The organism is Streptomyces sp. NPDC059788 (genome assembly GCF_042732265.1).
In the GTDB taxonomy this organism is placed as follows: domain Bacteria; phylum Actinomycetota; class Actinomycetes; order Streptomycetales; family Streptomycetaceae; genus Streptomyces.
Genome location: NZ_JBHWHY010000013.1, coordinates 78856 through 96705, shown reverse-complemented (window position 1 = coordinate 96705; position 17850 = coordinate 78856). Strand labels below are relative to the sequence as shown.

Annotated in this window: 13 protein-coding genes; 8 read left to right on the top strand and 5 right to left on the bottom strand. The window is 72.6% G+C overall.

Features of this window, described 5'->3' with window-relative positions:
• Nucleotides 1-27: 27 nt before the first annotated feature.
• Both ACFV57_RS13940 and ACFV57_RS13935 read right to left on the bottom strand, forming a co-directional pair.
• Complete coding sequence (locus ACFV57_RS13940) at nt 28-240, bottom strand: MbtH family protein (protein ID WP_385230215.1); 213 nt, start codon at nt 238-240, stop codon at nt 28-30.
• Complete coding sequence (locus tag ACFV57_RS13935) at nt 237-7682, bottom strand: SDR family oxidoreductase (protein WP_385230211.1); 7446 nt, start codon at nt 7680-7682, stop codon at nt 237-239. Before ACFV57_RS13935 ends, ACFV57_RS13940 begins: the two co-directional genes overlap by 4 nt.
• A gap of 827 nt (nt 7683-8509) precedes the next feature.
• Between ACFV57_RS13935 and paaA the strand changes: the two genes are divergently transcribed.
• From paaA to ACFV57_RS13895, 8 genes are all read left to right on the top strand, one after another.
• Entirely contained in the window at nt 8510-9526 is a 1017-nt protein-coding gene (gene paaA, locus ACFV57_RS13930) for a 1,2-phenylacetyl-CoA epoxidase subunit PaaA (protein WP_385230208.1), read from the top strand.
• Nucleotides 9523-9822 (top strand): 1,2-phenylacetyl-CoA epoxidase subunit PaaB, encoded by a 300-nt coding sequence (gene paaB, locus ACFV57_RS13925; RefSeq protein WP_385230205.1) that lies wholly within the window; start codon nt 9523-9525, stop codon nt 9820-9822. The genes paaA and paaB overlap by 4 nt, the downstream gene beginning before the upstream one ends.
• A complete protein-coding gene (gene paaC, locus ACFV57_RS13920; RefSeq protein WP_385230202.1) occupies nt 9812-10588 on the top strand; it encodes a 1,2-phenylacetyl-CoA epoxidase subunit PaaC in 777 nt (258 codons plus the stop codon). The genes paaB and paaC overlap by 11 nt, the downstream gene beginning before the upstream one ends.
• A complete protein-coding gene (gene paaD, locus ACFV57_RS13915; RefSeq protein ID WP_385230409.1) occupies nt 10582-11079 on the top strand; it encodes a 1,2-phenylacetyl-CoA epoxidase subunit PaaD in 498 nt (165 codons plus the stop codon). Before paaC ends, paaD begins: the two co-directional genes overlap by 7 nt.
• A 9-nt stretch (nt 11080-11088) precedes the next feature.
• Nucleotides 11089-12204: a 2Fe-2S iron-sulfur cluster-binding protein gene (locus tag ACFV57_RS13910; protein WP_385230199.1), complete on the top strand. Its 1116-nt coding sequence runs from the start codon at nt 11089-11091 to the stop codon at nt 12202-12204.
• Nucleotides 12205-12265: 61 nt separating this feature from the next.
• Nucleotides 12266-12517 carry an acyl carrier protein gene (locus ACFV57_RS13905; RefSeq protein ID WP_385230196.1) on the top strand — a complete coding sequence of 84 codons (252 nt, stop codon included), beginning with the start codon at nt 12266-12268 and terminating at the stop codon, nt 12515-12517.
• Complete coding sequence (locus tag ACFV57_RS13900; RefSeq protein ID WP_385230193.1) at nt 12517-13989, top strand: class I adenylate-forming enzyme family protein; 1473 nt, start codon at nt 12517-12519, stop codon at nt 13987-13989. The genes ACFV57_RS13905 and ACFV57_RS13900 overlap by 1 nt, the downstream gene beginning before the upstream one ends.
• Nucleotides 13989-14681: a 4'-phosphopantetheinyl transferase superfamily protein gene (locus tag ACFV57_RS13895; protein WP_385230190.1), complete on the top strand. Its 693-nt coding sequence runs from the start codon at nt 13989-13991 to the stop codon at nt 14679-14681. The genes ACFV57_RS13900 and ACFV57_RS13895 overlap by 1 nt, the downstream gene beginning before the upstream one ends.
• On the opposite strand, the gene kynU is transcribed toward ACFV57_RS13895, so the two are convergent.
• The 3 genes from kynU to ACFV57_RS13880 form a co-directional block, all read right to left on the bottom strand.
• Nucleotides 14674-15936: a kynureninase gene (gene kynU, locus ACFV57_RS13890; protein WP_385230187.1), complete on the bottom strand. Its 1263-nt coding sequence runs from the start codon at nt 15934-15936 to the stop codon at nt 14674-14676. The genes ACFV57_RS13895 and kynU overlap by 8 nt on opposite strands.
• 84 nt (nt 15937-16020) lie before the next feature.
• Nucleotides 16021-16833 (bottom strand): alpha/beta fold hydrolase, encoded by an 813-nt coding sequence (locus tag ACFV57_RS13885; RefSeq protein WP_385230184.1) that lies wholly within the window; start codon nt 16831-16833, stop codon nt 16021-16023.
• Nucleotides 16826-17671 carry a tryptophan 2,3-dioxygenase gene (locus tag ACFV57_RS13880; protein WP_385230181.1) on the bottom strand — a complete coding sequence of 282 codons (846 nt, stop codon included), beginning with the start codon at nt 17669-17671 and terminating at the stop codon, nt 16826-16828. Before ACFV57_RS13880 ends, ACFV57_RS13885 begins: the two co-directional genes overlap by 8 nt.
• Nucleotides 17672-17850: the final 179 nt, after the last annotated feature.

The window sequence follows — 17850 nt, the reverse complement described above, 5'->3', positions numbered from 1 at the left end:
AGCTTTCCGGCAACTCTCGGCCTGGTCTCAGGCGTCTTGCGCTTCTCCGGCGAGGCTGCCGGGCCGCAGGTCCGTCCAGTTCCGTGTCACGTAGGAGAGGCATTCGGGCCGGTCCGCGGGCCCGTGCACGACTCTCCAGCCGTCCGGCACCTCGGCGAATACAGGCCACAGCGAGCACTGCCGCTCGTCGTTCTCCAGTACCAGGTACCGGCTTTCGACATCCTCGAAGGGGTTGGTCACCGCTCAACTCTTTTCATTTCCGCGTCGGCGATCCGCGCGATCCGCGCCGCCGGTTCCGGGCGCAGCATGTCGCCGTGCGCTCCGGGGACGACGTGCTGTCTGATGCTTCCGCCGACGAATGGGCGCCATTTCTCGGCAGGGGGTACGGAGGCGAAACGCCCGTCGCCCGCGCTGAAGAACACGAGGTCGTGGTCGATATGCCCGGGGACGTAGGTGTGGCCCAGTTCGGTGTTGTCGGCCATGACGGCCAGGAGGGCCGACACCGCTTCGTCGTCCATGCCCTGGAGAGGGCTGTCCTCGCGTTGCAGGAGTTCCAGCGTCCTGGCCCGGGTGAGGGGGGTGTCCGCGGCCTGCTCCCGCAACCCGGCGCTCTTGACCAGGATGTCCATCAGGACGGGTTCGAGTTCCTCCGCCGCGGGCGGTTGTTCGCGGTCCGGGTCCGCGCCCACCGGCCAGGCGTCGAGCATGGCCAGCAGTCCCACCTGGTCGCCCGCGGCCCGCAGTTGGACGGCCATCTCGTGGGCGACCAGACCGCCGAAGGACCAGCCGAGCAGATGGTAGGGACCGTGCGGCTGTACGGAGCGGATCTGCCGGAGGTAGTCCGCGGCCATGTCGGCCACCGAGGCGGCCCGGGGTTCCGCCGCGTTCAGGCCCCTCGCCTGGATTCCGTGGACCGGACGGTCCGGGTCGACGCCACCGAGCAGGGCGGCGTAGGGCCAGCTCACCCCCGCGCCGGGGTGGACGCAGAACAGGGCCGGGCGCGAGCCGTGCGGCCGCAGCGGCAGGAGCACGTCCAGGACCGCTTGCGGGGGCCGCTCGGCGGTCTGCCCGGCGCGCGCGGCCAGCCCGGCGATCGTCGGGTCGTCGAAGAGGGCGGCGACGGACACGTCGATCCCGAGGTCGGCGCGCAGGCGGCTCAGGAGCCGGGTGGCGAGGATGGAGTGGCCGCCGAGTGCGAAGAAGTTGTCCCGGACGCCGATCCGGTCGCGTTCCAGCACCTCGCGCCAGATCCCGGCTATCGCCCGCTCCCGTTCCGTGGACGGCTCGGCGTCCTGGGTGTCGCCGTGGCCGGACGGGGTGGTGTGCGCCAGCCGGTCCCGGTCGATCGTGCCGTCGGCGGTCCTGGGCAGCTCGTCGACGACGGTCGCCTCGCACCGGGTGGGTGTGCCGTAACGGTCCGGCAGCTCGGTGGCGGGGCGTTCGGCCACCGTATTCAGCACATACCCCACCGGCGTCCACAAGGGGTGGGCAGGTGCCCGGAGATGGGAACGTATCCACGTGGCGTCGGGGTCGAGCCCGAGGAGGACGTGCGGCTCGGCGTGCCCCAGCGCCGCGTCCAGGCAGCGCAGCGCCTCCCGGGCCGTCAGGACACGGTAGCCGCGTGCTTCGGTCAGTTCACGCAGCGCGTAGTCGCGGCTCATCCCGAGGTCGTCCCACATGGTCCACGCCAGGCTGCGGCCGTCCACGCCGCAGTGGGTGCGCTGATGCTCCGCGAGCGCGTCGAGGAAGGCGTTGGCCGCGGCGTAGGCGCCGGCGCCGGACCCGCCGAAGAAGCCGTTGACCGAGGAGAAGGAGAGGAACAGCGTTCCCGGCCGGTCCTTGACCAGCTGGTGCAGCGCCCAGCCACCATGGATCTTGGGGTCGAGCACCGCCGCCCGGTGGGACTCGGACTGTTCGGTCACGGGGCACTCCTCGAAGTGACCGGCCAGGTGCAGGACCCCGTCCGGTTCGCCGGCCCACTGCCGCGCCGCGGCGTCCACGGCCCGGCGCACGGCCTCGGCGTCGGTGACGTCCACGGCCGCGTACCGGACGCCGCCGGTGGCACGCAGTTCCCGGTACGCGGCCAGCTTGCGGCCCAGCGGGCCGCCGGCGGCGATGTGCCGGTCCCAGGACGTCTCGTCGGGCAGTGCGGTGCGGCCCAGCAGGAGCAGCCGGACACGGCGGGCCGGCAGCAGGTGGCGGGCCACTGCCACGGCGAGGTCGCCGAGGCCGCCGCTGACGACGTACCACCCGCCGTCCCGGAACACGGGGGCGGCCTCGGGCGCGGCGTCACCGGACAGCCGGGCCAGGCGCCGCACCCACCGCTTGCCCGCGCGGAGCGCCACCTCCGTTTCACCGGGCGGTGTGCCCAGTTCGTCGGCCAGCTCCCGGACGGTCTCCTCCCCCGCCTGCTCCGGTATGTCGATATAGCGGCCCCGCAGCCAACGCACCTCTTGGCCCAGGCTCTTGAGCAATCCGACGGCCGGGGTCCGTTCGACCGCGAGACGGTCCTCGGGGAGCACGCGGCGGCCGCAGCAGGACACCACGTTCACCTCCACGGTGCGCCGTCGGCCCCGGTCGGCGAGCGCGGTCACGAGGTGGACCAGGGTGTCCACGCCGTCACGCCGCGCCACCGCCAGGCTCTCCCGGTCGGGCTCACCGGCGTACGGGCCCCACGAGGCGAGGTGGACGACGCGGTCGACCGGGGGGACGGCGTCGAGCAGCCGTCCGAGTTCCGCCGCGTCGTACCAGGGGAGGTCGAACCGGTCGGCGGCGTGGCGGACGAACGCGGTCCCGAAACGGACCAGCGTGCAGCCGGCCCCCTGTTCACGCAGGGTCTCGGCGAGCCGGTCGGCGAGGCCGTGCCGGTCGGCGAGCAGCAGTGTGTGGCCCCCGCCGTCCGCGGCCGGGGCGTGCGGCCGGTCGGCGGGCTGCCACACCGGGCGGTGGCAGCCGCGCGCCGGGGCGCCCTCGGCGCCCGACGGCCCTCCGGTCAGCCGCAGTTCCTCGGCGTACTCCCCGGCCTCGAACCCGGCGCGCAGCCGGGACCGCTGGATCTTGCCTATCTCCGTCTTCGGGATCTGTTCGCGGCGCAGCGGAATCAGATACGAGGGATTGACGCCGGCGTCGCGCAGGAGCTTGGCGCGGATCTGTTCCGCCGCGGCCCGTGGCGCCGCACCGGGCTCGGGGACGAAGAACAGCGCCAGTTCGTCACCGGTGCCGTGTGCGGTGCGTACGGCGCACGCGGCGGTGAAGGAGCGCGTCACGACGTCCAGTTCCTCGACGGCCTCCTCCAGTTCGTGGCTGGGGTGGTTGACGCCGCCGACGATGACGATGTCCTTGGCGCGGCCGGTGACGGTCAGCGCGCCGTCGCGCAGCAGACCGAGGTCGCCGGTCCGGAACCAGCCGTCGTCGGTGAACGCCGCGCGGTTCTGCTCGGGGTCGCCGTGGTATCCGGGGGTGACGGCCGGTCCGCTCACCTGGAGGTGACCGACGGTGCCTTCGGACACCACGGTGTCCTGGTCGTCGACGATGCGCAGCGCCAGGCCCGGATAGGGGCGGCCCACCTCGACGGCCGGTGCGGCGTCGTCGGGCTCCGCGGGCAGCACCGCGTCGATCTGTCCGGAGGACGTCTCCGACATGCCCCAGATCGGACGCATGGCGGTGGGCGGGAGGCCGTGCGGCGCCAGCAGCCGCACGAAGCGACGGGCGACCCGGTCGACCACGGCTTCGCCGCCGTTGAGCACCAGCCGCAGCGCGGACAGGTCCCACCGCTGCCCGGCGATCTCGGCGGCGCGCTCGTTGATCAGACCGTAGGCGAAGTTCGGGGCCCAGGTGACCGTGGCCCGGTAGGTGTGCAGGGCGGACAGCCAGCGCAAGGGGTCTTCGAGCACCCATGGTGTGGGGGCGTGGACCTGGCGGCAGCCCACCACCACGTTGCGTACATGCGACATGATCAGGCCGCCGACGTGCTCCATCGGCATCCAGTTGAACGCCACGTCGGCCGGCGTGAGGTCGTGCCGCTGCCGGGCGGCCGCGGCGTGGGCCAGCAGGTTGTCGTGGCGCAGCCGTACGGCCTTGGGGGTACCGGTGCTGCCCGAGGTGAGCATCAGCAGTACCAGGTCGTCTTCCTTGCCGGGGTGCCAGTCGTCGTCGGCCGGGCCGGTGCACAGGTCGTCCAGCACCGCGATGCACGGGTCGGACTCTCCCCCCTGCACGAGCAGTCGGCGCAGCGTCCCGGCATGGGTCCGGTCGGTGAGTACCCAGGGGGCGTCCAGCATCCGCCGGGCGTGCTCCAGCTTGGCCGCCGCGGCGCCGTCGGGTTGGTCGTCGGGCACCGCCGCGAGGGGCACCGCGACGAAGCCGCCCAGGACACAGGCCCAGAAGGCGATCACGAAGCCGCGGTTGTCGTCGAACTGCAGCACCACCTTGGCGCCGGGCCGCAGGCCCAGCCCGCGCAGGCCGCCCAGGAGCCGGGACGCCTCGTCCGTCAGCACGGCATAGGACTGCCGGTTGGCCGCGCCGTCGGACGTGATGAAGACCGTCTCTCCACGCGGCACGGCAGACGCCGACCGCCGCAAGGCGGCAGCGAGGGTGCGCACACCGATGTCCGGCAGTGCGGGGCCGGTGCTGATGGCCGGCGGGGCGCCGGCCGGGTGGGGGGCCGGCGTCTTCCCGTCCGTGGCGGGACCGGCCGGGCGGGCGTCCTGGTCCGTGCCGGCCGGTACCGGCGCTGCCGCCAGGGCGACCGCGGCACGGTCGGCGCCCACCGCGCTCCGCCACCGCTGCTCCCACTGTTCGAGCAGCGCCTCGTCCGGGACCGGGAAACGGCTCAGCGCGGCCTCGTCCAGCCGCCCGGCCGGGGTACGGGGCAGGTCCGACACGAGGACCACGGCGGCCAGGGGCAGGGCGGCGGGCAGCACGGGACGGGTTGCGCGGACGAGGTGCGCCTCGGCGACGTCCCGGGTCGGTACGGCGTACGCCACGAGTTCCGCCACGCCGCTCGTGGTGTGCTTCACCCTCACCACGCAGTCGCGCACCGACTCGTGCTCCATGATCCGGGCGGCCACCTCGTCGAGGTCGACCGTGTGGTCGGCGACCGGGGCGGGGCCGGTCCCGTGGCCGGTGATCTCCAGCGTGCCGTCCGCCGTGATCCGGCCCGTGCTCCCCGTCCGCAGCAGCGGTTCCCCCGCTTGCGCGGCGGTGACGGCGGGCTGGACGGTGGCGAGACCGGGGCCGCCCAGGTGCACGGAGCCGAACACACCGACCGGCGCCGGGGTCCCGTACGCATCGAGAACGCGCACGGGGCGAACGGGACGGCAGGACGGTGCGTCCGCGCCCTCAGGGGTGAAGGCGGCGGGGCCCGACGCAGCCGTGCAGTAGGCCAGCCGCAGTCGCCCGCCCAGGGAGCGGACAAAGCGGGACGCGCGCTCGCCCGCCATCCCGCGGTCGACGCACAGCACCGTTCGCAGTGCCACGGGCCAGGGTGCGGACTCCAGTCGGGCCAGGTCGCGGTCGACGGCGAGAGCCAGGGTCGCCGCCTGCCCGGGAGACACCGCACACTGCCGCTCAGGCGGTCCGTCGTCGGCGCTGAGGCGTGCACCGTGGCACAGAGGCAGCAGCGCCTCCCATACCGAGCGCTGGGTTCCCGCAGGTGCCCAGCACGCGACCGCGTCCGCCGCGGTGAGCCCGCAGGCCCCGGCCAGCAGGTCCAGGTGGCAGACCAGTGCCGCGTGGTCCACGCTCACCGTGTGAGGGCCGGCGGACAGCACCAGTGCCGGTGTGCCGCCGTCGACGGGCACGGCCGGCTGTTCCGCCGGGTCACCGCGATCGTCCCCGGCTGCCGCGATGCCGATGACGGCCGGCACGTCCGCGCCGTCCTCGGCGAGACCGGTGGCGGCAGCCACGTCGGTGGCCAGGACGCATGACGCGTCCGCCGCCCGCAGCAGGTGACGCAGGCGTACGGGCGGGTCGGCCGGGTCGAGGGGGACGCACGCGGCCCCGGCCTTCATCGCCGCGAGCAGGCCGATCACCGTGTCCGCGCCACGTGCGCACAGCAGCGCCACCCGGCCACCCGGCTGGACACCGCGGCCGACGAGGTGGCGGGCCAGCGCGTTCGACCGCTCGTCGATCTCACGGTAGGCGGCCGTGCGCCCCGCGGCCTGCACCGCGACGGCCTCCGGCCGGGTGGCCGCGTGTGCCGCGAACCGCTGCGGCACCGTGGCGGCCGGGTCGTGCCCCGTCAGGTCGGCGCCGCAGGAGTCCAGTCGGCGCTGTTCCGCTTCGCCGACGAGCGGCAGGTCGGCCAGTCGGCGTTCCGGGTCGGCGGTGACCGTCTCGTACACCCGGCGCAGATGTTCGACCAGCCGTTCCGCGGTGCGCCGATCGAACAGGTCGGTGGCGAAGACCACGTTTCCGCGCAGCCCGGCCCCCTGCTCCCACAGGTGCAGCTCCAGGTCGAAGCGGCAGGTCCAGTCCTGCACACCCACCGGGCTGACGGTGAGCCCCGGGAGTTCGATCTCGGGGCGGGCGAAGTTCTGCAGGGCGAACACCACTTGGAAGAGCGGGTTGCCGCCGGGGTCCCGTTGCGGCGCCACCGCTTCGACGATCTTCTCCAGCGGGATGTGCTGATGGGCGAAGGCGTCGAGGGCCACCTCACGCACCCGCTGCAGCAGCTGCGCGAAGGACGGGTTGTCCGACGTGTCCACGCGCAGCGGAAGCGTGTTGACGAACATCCCGATCAGCGGCTCGACCTGGGCGTTGTCGCGATTGGCCGTCGGTGAGCCGACCAGGATGTCGTCCTGGCCGGTGTAGCGGCGCAGCAGTGCGGTGAAGCCGGCGAGCAGCGCCATGTACAAGGTGGCGCCCTCGTCACGGCACAGCCGTTTGATGCGGGCGGTCAGCCCGGGAGGGAGCGAGAAGTCGATCCGGTCGCCCGCCAGGCTGCGCTGTCGCGGCTCCGGCCGGTCCGCCGGGAGCCGCAGGGCGGGGAGGTCGCCGGCCAGCCGTTCGCGCCAGTGGTCCAGCCCGTCGGCGAGCGGCCGTCCGTCGAGCTGTTCCCGCTGCCATTCGGCGAAGTCTCCGTACTGGATCTCCAGCGGGGCCCAGTCCGGTGCCGCGCCGGCGGTGCGGGCGCGGTACGCCTCGGCCAGCTCGCGGACGAACACGCCCGCCGACCAGCCGTCGATGACGATGTGGTGCACGCACACGAGCAGCAGGTGGTCGGCGGGGCCGAACCGGAACAGGCGGGCCCTGAGCAGCGGGCCGCTCTCCAGGTCGAACGGGCGCCGGATCTCCTCGGCCAGCCGGGCGCGGACCGGCTCGTGCTCCGTGACCCGGACGTCCCCGTCGCGGGGCGTCAGGGCAGAGAGGTCGGTCGTGGGGAGCGGCAGCACGAGCCGGTCGGTGACGACCTGCATCAGGGCGCCGCCGTCTTCGCTGAAGGTGGTCCGCAGGGTCTCGTGGCGGGCCGTCACGTCGTTGAGCGCCGCGACGAGCGCATCGGTGTCCGGGTCGCCGGCCAGCCGCAGCAGCAGGGGGACGTTGTACTGCACATTCCGGGAATCGAGCCGGTAGAAGAACCACATCCGTTCCTGGGCGTAGGAGGCGGGGAAGGCGAGCGGCTCCCCGGTCTCGGGCTCACTGACGGGGCCGTCGATACGGTCCGACGGGCGGGACGACATCGTGGGTACTCCTTGGCGAATTCACAGCCTGCTGCGAGCGCCGGCCGACGGACACCGCAGCGGCGGGCGAATTCCTGCGGATGCGGATGCGGATATGGACACGGATGGGTATGCGGAAGGTCCGGAACTGTTCAGGAACCGCGGCGGTCGGGAGCCGGTCTGTGAGACTCGCGGCTGCCGTGTCCTGTACCCGGGACGCCGCGCCACCTCTCGCGGGGCGGCGATCAGTGACGCGCTCTCAATCCTGAACGTCATTACAGCTTTTGACGGGCAGTGAGGAGTTTCGGGCGCTCAAATCATGTACTCGGCGGTCTTCTTACAGCTATGGACTTTCGTCGATGCCTCTTCCGGCCATTGGTCCCGATCCGGATGGACTTTGGTAACTTCCGGCACCTGCGGAGCAATCGCCGGAAGGAGCCAGGACTGTCGTGAGCACGGCAGCAAAAAACCTGAACTGGAGTTGAATTCGCAACAATCGGCGCCGCTTGCCATATTTCTGCTATCGTCACCGGCACCCGAGCAGCTCGACTGCCGGACGGTGCTTCACCGGCATCGTCACGCATCGGCGAAATCGCGGCCGAGCGCTTCCCCGACCGATTTCGGACGCGCTCGCGCTCCCCCTTTTCCGTTCCCTGATTCGCCCATTTTCCCCTTCCACGGAAGAACGCGAAATCAGCCGGAACACATCCCGCAACGCGTACTCCGCATTTCCTAAGACACCGCTCCTGGCAGGTTGGAGACGAAGGAATGAACTGGTGCTCTCACAACGACCGCGACCGGCGGGGCCGGGGGCGCCCCGCCCGTCCGGACCCGGCAGGCGCCACGTGGTGACCACCGGCCCGGCCGGGGCGGACGGCGCCCCGGACAGTGAACAGCGGGCCACCGAGCAGATACAGGCGCTGCTGGCCGCAGGCGAGCGGATCGAGCCCCGGGACCGGCTTCCCGACGTCTACCGGCGGATGCTGATACGTCAGATCGCCCAGCACGCCCACTCCGAGATCATCGGTATGCAGCCGGAAGGCGCCTGGCTCACCAGGGCCCCTACGCTCTACCGCAAGGCCAGTCTGCTGGCCAAGGTGCAGGACGAGGCCGGCCACGGGCTCTACCTCTACTCGGCGGTGGAGACCCTGGGAGTCTCCCGGGCCGAGCTGCTCGACGCCTTGCACGCCGGACACCAGCGCTACGCCGCCACGTTCAACCACCCGGCACTGACCTGGGCCGACACCGGGGCGATCGCCTGGCTGACGGACGGCGCGGCCGTGGTCAACCAAGTCCCCCTGTGCCAGACCTCGTACGGCCCGTACGCGCGCGCCATGCGGCCGGTGTGCCAGGAGGAGGCGTTCCACGTCCGCCAGGGCTACGACGTGCTCTGGTCGCTGTGCCGGGGGACGCCGGAGCAGCAGGAGATGGCGCAGGACGCCGTCAACCGCTGGTGGCTGCCCGCGGTGGCCCTGATGTTCGGCCCACCGGACACGACGGAGGGCCGCGGGGGCAGCCGTACCGCGGCGATCGGGGCCGCGGTCAGCCGCCGCTCGATGGCCTGGGGCATCAAGCGGCACACCAACGACGAGCTGCGACAGCGTTTTGTCGACAACTGTGTGCCGCAGGCCCGGCGGCTCGGGGTGACCCTCCCCGACCCGGCGATCCGCTGGAACGAGGAACGCGGACATTACGACTTCAGCCCGGTCGACTGGCAGCAGTTCCGCGGCGCGCTCGGCGACGACTCGCAGTGCAGCCGTCAGCGGCTGGCCCACCGGGTGACGGCGCACGAGAACGGCGCCTGGGTGCGTGCCGCCGTCGACGCGTACGCGGCACGCCGGGAATCGGAAAGGCGGGCATCATGAACCAGCAGGTACCGGCGCGGCTCCCCTGGGAAGTGTTCCTCAGGCCCCGCCGCGGTCTCGCACACCAGCACGTGGGCTCGGTCCACGGCGCGGACGCCCGGATGGCCCTGGCCAACGCCCGGGACCTCTACGCCCGCCGGGGAGAGCCGGTCTCCCTCTGGGTCGTACGCGCCGACGCGGTGTTCGCCGCGTCGCCGGACGAGAAGGACGCGTTCTTCAGCAACGCGGCCGACAAGCCGTACCGCTACCCCGAGCACTACGTGCCCCTCCTGGAGGAGGCCGGCCATGACGCCTAGCCCGCGGACCGCGCTGCCTCAGGACGTCGCCGGGTACGCGCTGCGGCTGGGGGACGACGCGCTGATCCTCGGCCAGCGGCTGTGCGCCTGGGTCACCAACGCGCCGACCGTCGAAGAAGACCTGGCCCTGGCCAACATCGCCCTGGACCTGATCGGCCACGCCCGGACCCTGCTCTCCTGCAGCGGGCAGCTGGACGGTTCCGGCCGCGGCGAGGACGACCTCGCCTACCGACGGACCGAGCGTCAGTTCCGCAACTGCTTGCTGGTGGAACACCCGAACGGCGACTTCGCTGTGACCATCGCCCGGCAGCTCGCGTACACGCTCTACGCCCGGCGCCGCTACGCCGAACTGGCCCTGTCCCCGGATGCCGCGCTGGCGGCCTTCGGCGCGCGAGCGGTCAAGGAAGTGGAGTACCACCACATGCACGCCGCGCAGTGGACCGTGCGCCTGGGGCGGGGCACGGACGAGAGCCACCGCCGGATGCAGGCGGGCCTGGAGCGGATCTGGCCGTACACGGCCGAACTGTTCGAGGACGACGAGCTGACGGCGCGGCTCGCCGCCGACGGGACCGTGACAGCCCCGTCGCTCCTCCGGGAACCGTGGGAACAGGAAGTGGCCGCCGTGCTGGCCGACGGCGGGCTGAGCGTCCCCGCGCCGACCTGGCAGGCGACCGGTGGGCGGTCCGGACTGCACAGTGAGGCGTTCGGCCCGCTGGTGGCCGAGATGCAGTCGGTCCACCGTCAGTACCCGGGAGGCACCTGGTGAGCGCCGTGCCCCGGCATCCCGACCAGGTCCGGGAACGGATCGACACCGTGCCGGACCCCGAACTCCCCATGATCACCCTCACCGAGCTGGGAGTGGTCCGCTCGGTGGGGACGGCGGCGGACGGCACGGTCGAAGTCGTCATCACACCGACCTTCCTGGGCTGTCCGGCGATGCCGGCGATCGAAGCCGACCTCCGGGCCGTACTGGCCGAGTGCGGCCATCCCGACGGACGCGTCCGCACGGTGCTCGCGCCCGCCTGGACCTCCGACTGGATCAGCGCGGAGGGCCGGCGCAAGCTCTCCGAGCACGGCATCGCTCCCCCGGGCGCCGCCGGTGCTCCGCTGCCGGTCCGGCTCGGATTCGGACTGCCCTGCCCCCACTGCGGTTCCACTGCCACCCGGCCGCAGAGCCCGTTCGGAGCGACCCGGTGCCAGGCGGTCATGGTGTGCACCGCGTGCCGGGAGAACTTCGCCCACCTGAAAGCGATGTGACGCGCGGCCATGAGGACAGTGACGACGATGGACGGCCCGGAACCCCCGGCAGGCATACGCGGTACGTCCGGGTGGTACCGGCTGCGGGTCGCGGAGGTGACACGGCTCGCCGACGACGCCGTGGCGATCGGCCTGGACGTACCGGACCGGCTGGCGGACGTCTTCGCCCACCGGGCGGGACAGCACGTGGTCGTCCGGCACCGCCTGGACGGGCGGGAACTCCGCCGCAGCTACTCGGTGTGCCTGCCACCCGCGTCTTCCTCCGGACTGCGCCTGGTCGTCAGGCGGCTGGGCAGCGGGGGCTTCGCCGAGTACGCCACGCGCGTCCTGGCCACGGGGGACGTACTGGAACTCACGCCTCCCACGGGCGGGTTCCGGCTGGCCGGCCACCCCGGGGCGCACCACGTGCTGGTCGCGGGCGGCACCGGCATCACGCCGTTGCTGAGCATGGCCGCGGCGGCTCTGCGCGACGATCCGCGGTGCCGGGTCTCGCTGATCCACGCCGAGCGGACCTCGCGGTCGGTTCTGCTGGCGGACGAACTGGCCGACCTCAAGGACGCCTACCTCGACCGGTTCTCCGTCCTGCACGTGCTGTCCCGGGAAACACGCGAGGCCGAGCTGCTCTCCGGCCGGATCGACGGCGAGCGGCTGCCGAAGCTGCTGGCGCTGCTCGGCGCCGAGCCCGGCGGGAGCGACCACTTCTACCTGTGCGGGTCCTCCGGAATGGTCGGTACGGTGCGCCGGGCGCTCACGCGGTGGGGCGCGGACCCCGCCCGGGTGCGCTACGAACTCTTCTCCGCCGACGGTGATCCGCACGAGCCACCGGCCCGGGTCAGCCGGGACCGGGCCGAACGGATCTCCGTGTGCCTCGGCGGCCGTACCACCGTGACCGCCATGGCACCCGGAGACCGGGTGGTGCTGGACGCCGTGCTGCGCGCCCGCCCCGAGACCCCGTACTCCTGCCGGGACGGCCTGTGCGGCAGCTGCCGGGCCAAAGTGACCTCGGGGGCCGTCACCATGGACCGCCAGTTCGCGCTCGACGCCGCGGAACTGGCCGCCGGCTACACCCTGACCTGCCGCGCCCGGCCCGATTCCGACGAGGTCCGCCTGGACTTCGACGCCTGAAAACGCCCGAGCACGAGGCTCGGCGCCCTACTCCCCTTCTCGGCACAGCGAAAGGACACCCATGAGCACCGTACGGGACATGCTCACCGAACTGACCGGTACGCCGGAGTTCGCCCACGACATCAGCGACGACACCGACCTCGGCGCCACCGGCATCGACTCCGGGGACCTGGTGCGCCTGATCCTGCTCATCGAGCAGCGCACCGGCGCGGAGGTCACCACCGAGGACATGGAGGGCCTGCGCACCATCGCCGACTACGAACGCTTCCTGGCCGACCGCAACGGCACCGCCGCGCACCCGGACGGCCCCTGATGTGGCTGGCCCAGTTGCTCGAACGCAACCGCCAGTGCTTCCCGGACCGAACCGCCCTGCGGGACGAGCACCGCTCGGTCACCTGGGCCGAGTTCCACGAGCGGACCGGTTGGCTCGCCCACGAGCTCGCCCGCCTGGGCGTGCGCCGGGGCGACCGCGTCGCGCTGCTCTCGCCGGACCGCGTCGAGGTCATGGAGGCGTACTTCGCCCTGGCCCGCCTCGGTGCGCTGTTCGTCCCGCTGAACCACAGCCTGACGCCCGCCGAGGTGGAAGCGATCGTCCGGCGCACCGGCACGACCGCGGTGCTCGGTGCGGCCGCCCTGCTCGAACGGCACCCCGACCTGCCGGTACGGCTGCGGGTCGCCTTCGAGAGCGAGGTGTTCACCGGCCTGGCGCCCCGCGCGGGGGACGCCGCCCTGCCCGACATCCCGGACGACGCGCCCGCGGCGATCCTGCACACCTCCGCGACCACCGGCCGGGCCAAAGGCGTTGTGGTGGACCACGCCTCGTTCCGGGCCATCGCGCTCGGCTGGCTCGCCGTGGCCCGGCCCACCGACGCCATGGTGCTGGTCAACTGCTGCCCGCTCTACCACGGCAGCATGGTGGTCTCGCTGACGTACCTGGCCGCGGGCGCCACCGTGGTGCTGATGCCGGGGTTCAAGCCGCAGACGGCGCTGACCGCCATCGAGGCCAACGGCGCCACGCACATCTGGCTCGTCCCGCAGATGCTCCGCTTCATGCTCCGCGCCAGATCCCTGGACTCCACGGACCTGTCGAGCCTGCGTGAGGTGCTGTACGGCGCCGCGCCGATGCCCGTCGAGCTCTACGCCGAGGCGTCCGAACGGCTCGGCTGCGGATTCCGCCAGGTCTACGGGATGACCGAGGCCGGCGGCCCGTTCGTCAGCCTCGGCCCGGACGAGCACCCCGCTCCGCGGGACGTTTCGCAGGTGATCCCGGCCGGCCGGGTGATACCCGGGATGTCGGTGCGCGCGCTGGACGAGCGCGACGAGGAAGTGGAGCCGGGCGCCGTCGGGGAGATCTGTGTGCGCGGCCCCGGTGTCATGCGCGGCTACTGGGACGACGACGCGGCCACCGCGGACATCACGGTGGACGGCTGGATCAGGACCGGCGACCTCGGCACCCTCGACGGCGAAGGCCGGATCCACCTGGTGGACCGCAAGAAGGACCTGATCATCCGGGCCGGGCAGAACGTCTACCCGACGGAGGTCGAGCGGGCCCTGAGCACGCATCCGGCGGTGCGCGACGTCGCGGTGGTGGGAATCCCCGACGCGGACTACGGCGAGGTACCCCTGGCCTACGTGGTCGCCGAGGACGGAGTCGCCCCCGCCGAACTGCTGCGTCACGCCGCCGGGCATCTCGCGCCGTACAAACGCCCCAAGCGCATCGTCCCCATCGACGGGATACCGAGAAACGCGGCGGGAAAAATCGTCAGGAAGCTGCTGCGTACCTGATGCGTTCCGCTGACCGGGCGCCGGGCGTGGGCGCGTTGCTCGCACTGCGGCCGGTCCTCGCACGGCAGGGCATCGCGCTCGGCATCGCCACCGCCGAGGACCGGTCGGCACACCCGGCCGGTCCCGGCGAAGCGGCACTGGCCGACGCGATGTTCCCCGTCCGCCGTCGGGACTTCCTCGCCGGCCGCTGTGCCGCGAGGCGGGCACTGGCGGCCATGGGGCAGCCCGCGGCGGAGATCCTCTACACGGGCGCCCGGCCGAGGTTTCCCGTCGGCTGTGTCGGCTCGATCAGTCATTCCCGGGGTCTGGCGGTGGCCCTGTCCGCGCCCGAGCGCCGGTTCCGGGCCGTGGGCTGCGACCTGGAACTGCGCGGGCTCCCGCTGGAGGCCGCCCATCTGGTGCTCACCGCCGACGAGCGGAGACGGGTGGACGACGCGACGCATCCGGAGGAGGCCGCGAGCCGCTTGCTCGCGGCCTTCTCGGCGAAGGAGACCGCCTTCAAGGCGTACACCGCCCTGCTCCCCGCGGCGTCGGCGCCCGCCGCCCTGCTGGACATCGCGGTCCGGCCGTTGCCCGGGGGCTTCCGCTGCCGGCTCCGGGGGATGTCCGGCCACGCACTCGACGTCCAGGTCCGCCGGATCGGTCCGGGGGTGCTCAGTTGGGCCGCCGCTCCGGCGGAAAGGCTCAGGTGACGGCGGTGCGGCGCCGGAAGCTCTCCTGCCGGTGCTCCCCCGCCGACACGATCTCCCTCAGCCGCAGCATCGCCGTGAGCACATCCCGGTGCGATACGTACAACGAGTTGACCCCGAACCGCATGAGGTCCGGCGCCCGCATGTCGCCGATGACCCCGTGCGTACCGAGGGCCTGCACCAACGCGTACGCCTCGGGGTGCCGCAGGGCCGCCTGGCTTCCGCGCCGCCCGGGGTCGCGCGGCGTGACCACCGTGAAGCCGAAACCGTCCAGCAAGGTGTCCGCGCAGTCCATGAGGAAGCCGGTCAGGGACAGGTTCTTGGCCCGGACCCGGCCCATGTCCACCCCGTCGAACGCGGTGAGGGCCGCCTCCAGCGCGAGCAGCGAGAGCATCGGCGGGGTGCCGATCCGGGCCCGGGCGATGCCCTCCGCCGGGATGTAGTGACCGTCGAGGGCGAACGGTTCGGCGTGTCCGTTCCAGCCGGTCAGCGGATGGTCGAAGGCCGCGTGGTGCCGTTCGGCGACGTAGAGGAAGGCGGGCGCCCCCGGGCCGCCGGACAGGTACTTGTAGCCGCAGCCCACGGCAAGATCGACGCCTGTCGCGTCCAGGCCGACGGGAAGCGCCCCGGCCGCGTGGCACAGGTCCCACAGCATCAGCGCGCCCGCCTGCTGGACGGCGCGGGTCGTCGCGGCCATGTCGTACAGCTCCCCGGTGCGGTAGTCCACCGGGGAGTATCCGGCGACCGCGACCCGGTCGCCTTCCCCGGCCAGGAACCGCGGCAGCTCACGTACGGGTACGCGGCAGACCCGCAGGCCCAGGACGCGGGCCACCGAGTCGGCGATGTACTGGTCGGTCGGGAAGTGCGCCGGGTCGGTCAGCAGGAGGGGGCGGCCGGGGCGCAGCCGGCATGCGGCAGTAAGGGCGTTGAACAGCTGAACGCTGGTGGAATCCCCGGCCACGGTCTGACCGGGGGCCGCGCCGATCAGCCGGCCGATCGCGTCCCCCACGCGCAGCGGCGCCTGCCACCAGGAGTGCTCGTTCCAGGAGCGGATCAGGTCGGTACCCCACTGCCGGCGCACCACATCCGCCACGACGGACGGCACCGCGGCCGGCAGCGCCCCGAGCGAGTTGCCGTCCAGGTAGATGACGCCCTCCGGCAGCAGGAAGCGGTCCCGGAGCGCGGACAGCGGGTCGGCGTCGTCGAGCGAGGCCGCCCGGGCCTGCAGTTCGTCCGGAGTATGCGGGTGGGTGGCCACTGGGGCTCTCTCCTTCTCGTCGCGACACCGCTGCCGGCGATGCGGGCCGGGGTGTGCGGGGCAGGGGTACGGGGCGGCCGGGGTTTACGGACGCCCCGGTCGCGACAGGCGGGCCAGGACGCCGGCCACCGCCGCGGCGGCGTCCGAGCCCGGTTCGATGAGGGTGTAGTGGCCGGTCCCGGGCAGGCTGATCAGCTCCGCGTCCCGGTGGGCGGCGGCGTAGTCGGTGAACTGGGCCTGTGGTATCTCCTCGTCCTCGGCGCCGTACAGGACCACGGTCGGCACACCGGTGGTGCCCGTGCCGCGGAGCATCGTCAGGGGGTCCACGAGCGGAAAGCGCCGCTCGGCCTTGTCGGCGCCGCCGAGGAGTTCGAGGCCCGCTCCGTCGCTGAGGTCCGCGCGGATCGTTGCGGCCAGGTCGGTGATGGGGGCGAGCCCCAGTACCGCGGTCGGCAGTCCGGGCCCGGGGGTGTACCACGGGCAGTCGGGAGGCAGCAGACCGCGTGCGCCGGCCCACAGCGCGAGGTGGCCGCCGGAGCAGTGCCCCGCCAGCACGAAGGGCCGGCCGGCCGGGATGGTGTCCACGGCCAGGGCGATGTCGTCGAAGGTGGCGGGATAGCCGCCGGCGCCGCCCGATCTGCGGAATCCCGGGAGGACCGTGGTGAAACCGTCCGCGGCCAGCCGGGCGGCGAACGGCGTGAGGTGCATACGGTCGTAACGCCAGTACCCGCCGTGCAGCAGGATGACCAGCGGCGCGTCCTGTTCACGGGCCGGCCACAGGTCGTAGACCTGGTGAGGGTGCGGCCCGTACTTGTGGTGGAAGGGGGCGAGGACCGGCTTCAGGCTCAGCACCCGGCGCTCCTCCTCGGCCGCGGCGGCGGAGTACGCCCTAGACATGGCCGCGTGCCGTCCAGAGTTCCGGGAACACCGGGCGAACGGCGCGCTTCTCCAGCCAGGCCACGCCGGGGGAACCACCGCTGCCGGTCTTGGCGCCCATGGCGCGGCGGGTGGCCATCAGGTGTGCGCCGCGCCAGCGCAGCACCAGCTCGGCGATGTCGGTGAGCGCCTCGCCCAGCTCCACCAGCGGGTCGTGCTGCGGCCCGGCGTAGATCCGCCGCCACACCTCCTCCACGCCGGCGTCGGGCTCGTACGCCACGGTCACGTCCCGTTCCCGTACGTGTTCCGGAACGGGCAGACCGCGACGGTACAGATACCCCAGCACCTCGTCGTAGAGCGACGGCTGCGTCAGTGCCTCTTCCAGCTCCGCGTGGACGGCGGGGTGACCGCGGTGCGGCTGCACCATGGACCGGGACGCGTCCCCGAGCAGAAACTCCAGCCGCCGGTATTTCGCGGACTGGAATCCGGAGGCTTTGCCGAACGCCGCCCGGAAACCGTTGAACTGAGCGGGTGTGAGTGAGGCTATGGGGCGAAAGGAATCGTTCAGCGCGTGCAGCACACCGATGCTGCGGTGCAAGGCGTCCATGGCGCCGACGTGGTCGTCCTCGCGGAGGGCGGCACGGGCCGCGCACCATTCATGGACCGTCAGCGTGAACCACAGCTCCATCACCTGAGCCGTCACCAGAAATCCCATTTCCGCCGGCGCTCGGGTGAGCGGCTGCTGAAGGGAGGCGAGTACCGACGCGTGTACGTAGTCCTCGTACGGCGTTGTCCCTTCGAATTCCAGGAACGAGTCGTCGTCCGCGCGAAGGGCGGGCGCGAGCGTGCTGTCGGCCATGAGGTCTCCTCACCGGACCCGGCATGCCGGTGGCAGGCGGGGTCGCGTTGTCGCGAATGTGCCGTGGCCGCCCAGGGGCGGCAGTGGTTCGCACCACGCTGCGCGTCGCAGGTGTGCCGTCGTTTCTTTCGCTGCTGACAAAACCGCGGGACCGCGTAACGGCCGGGGCATCCGTCCCG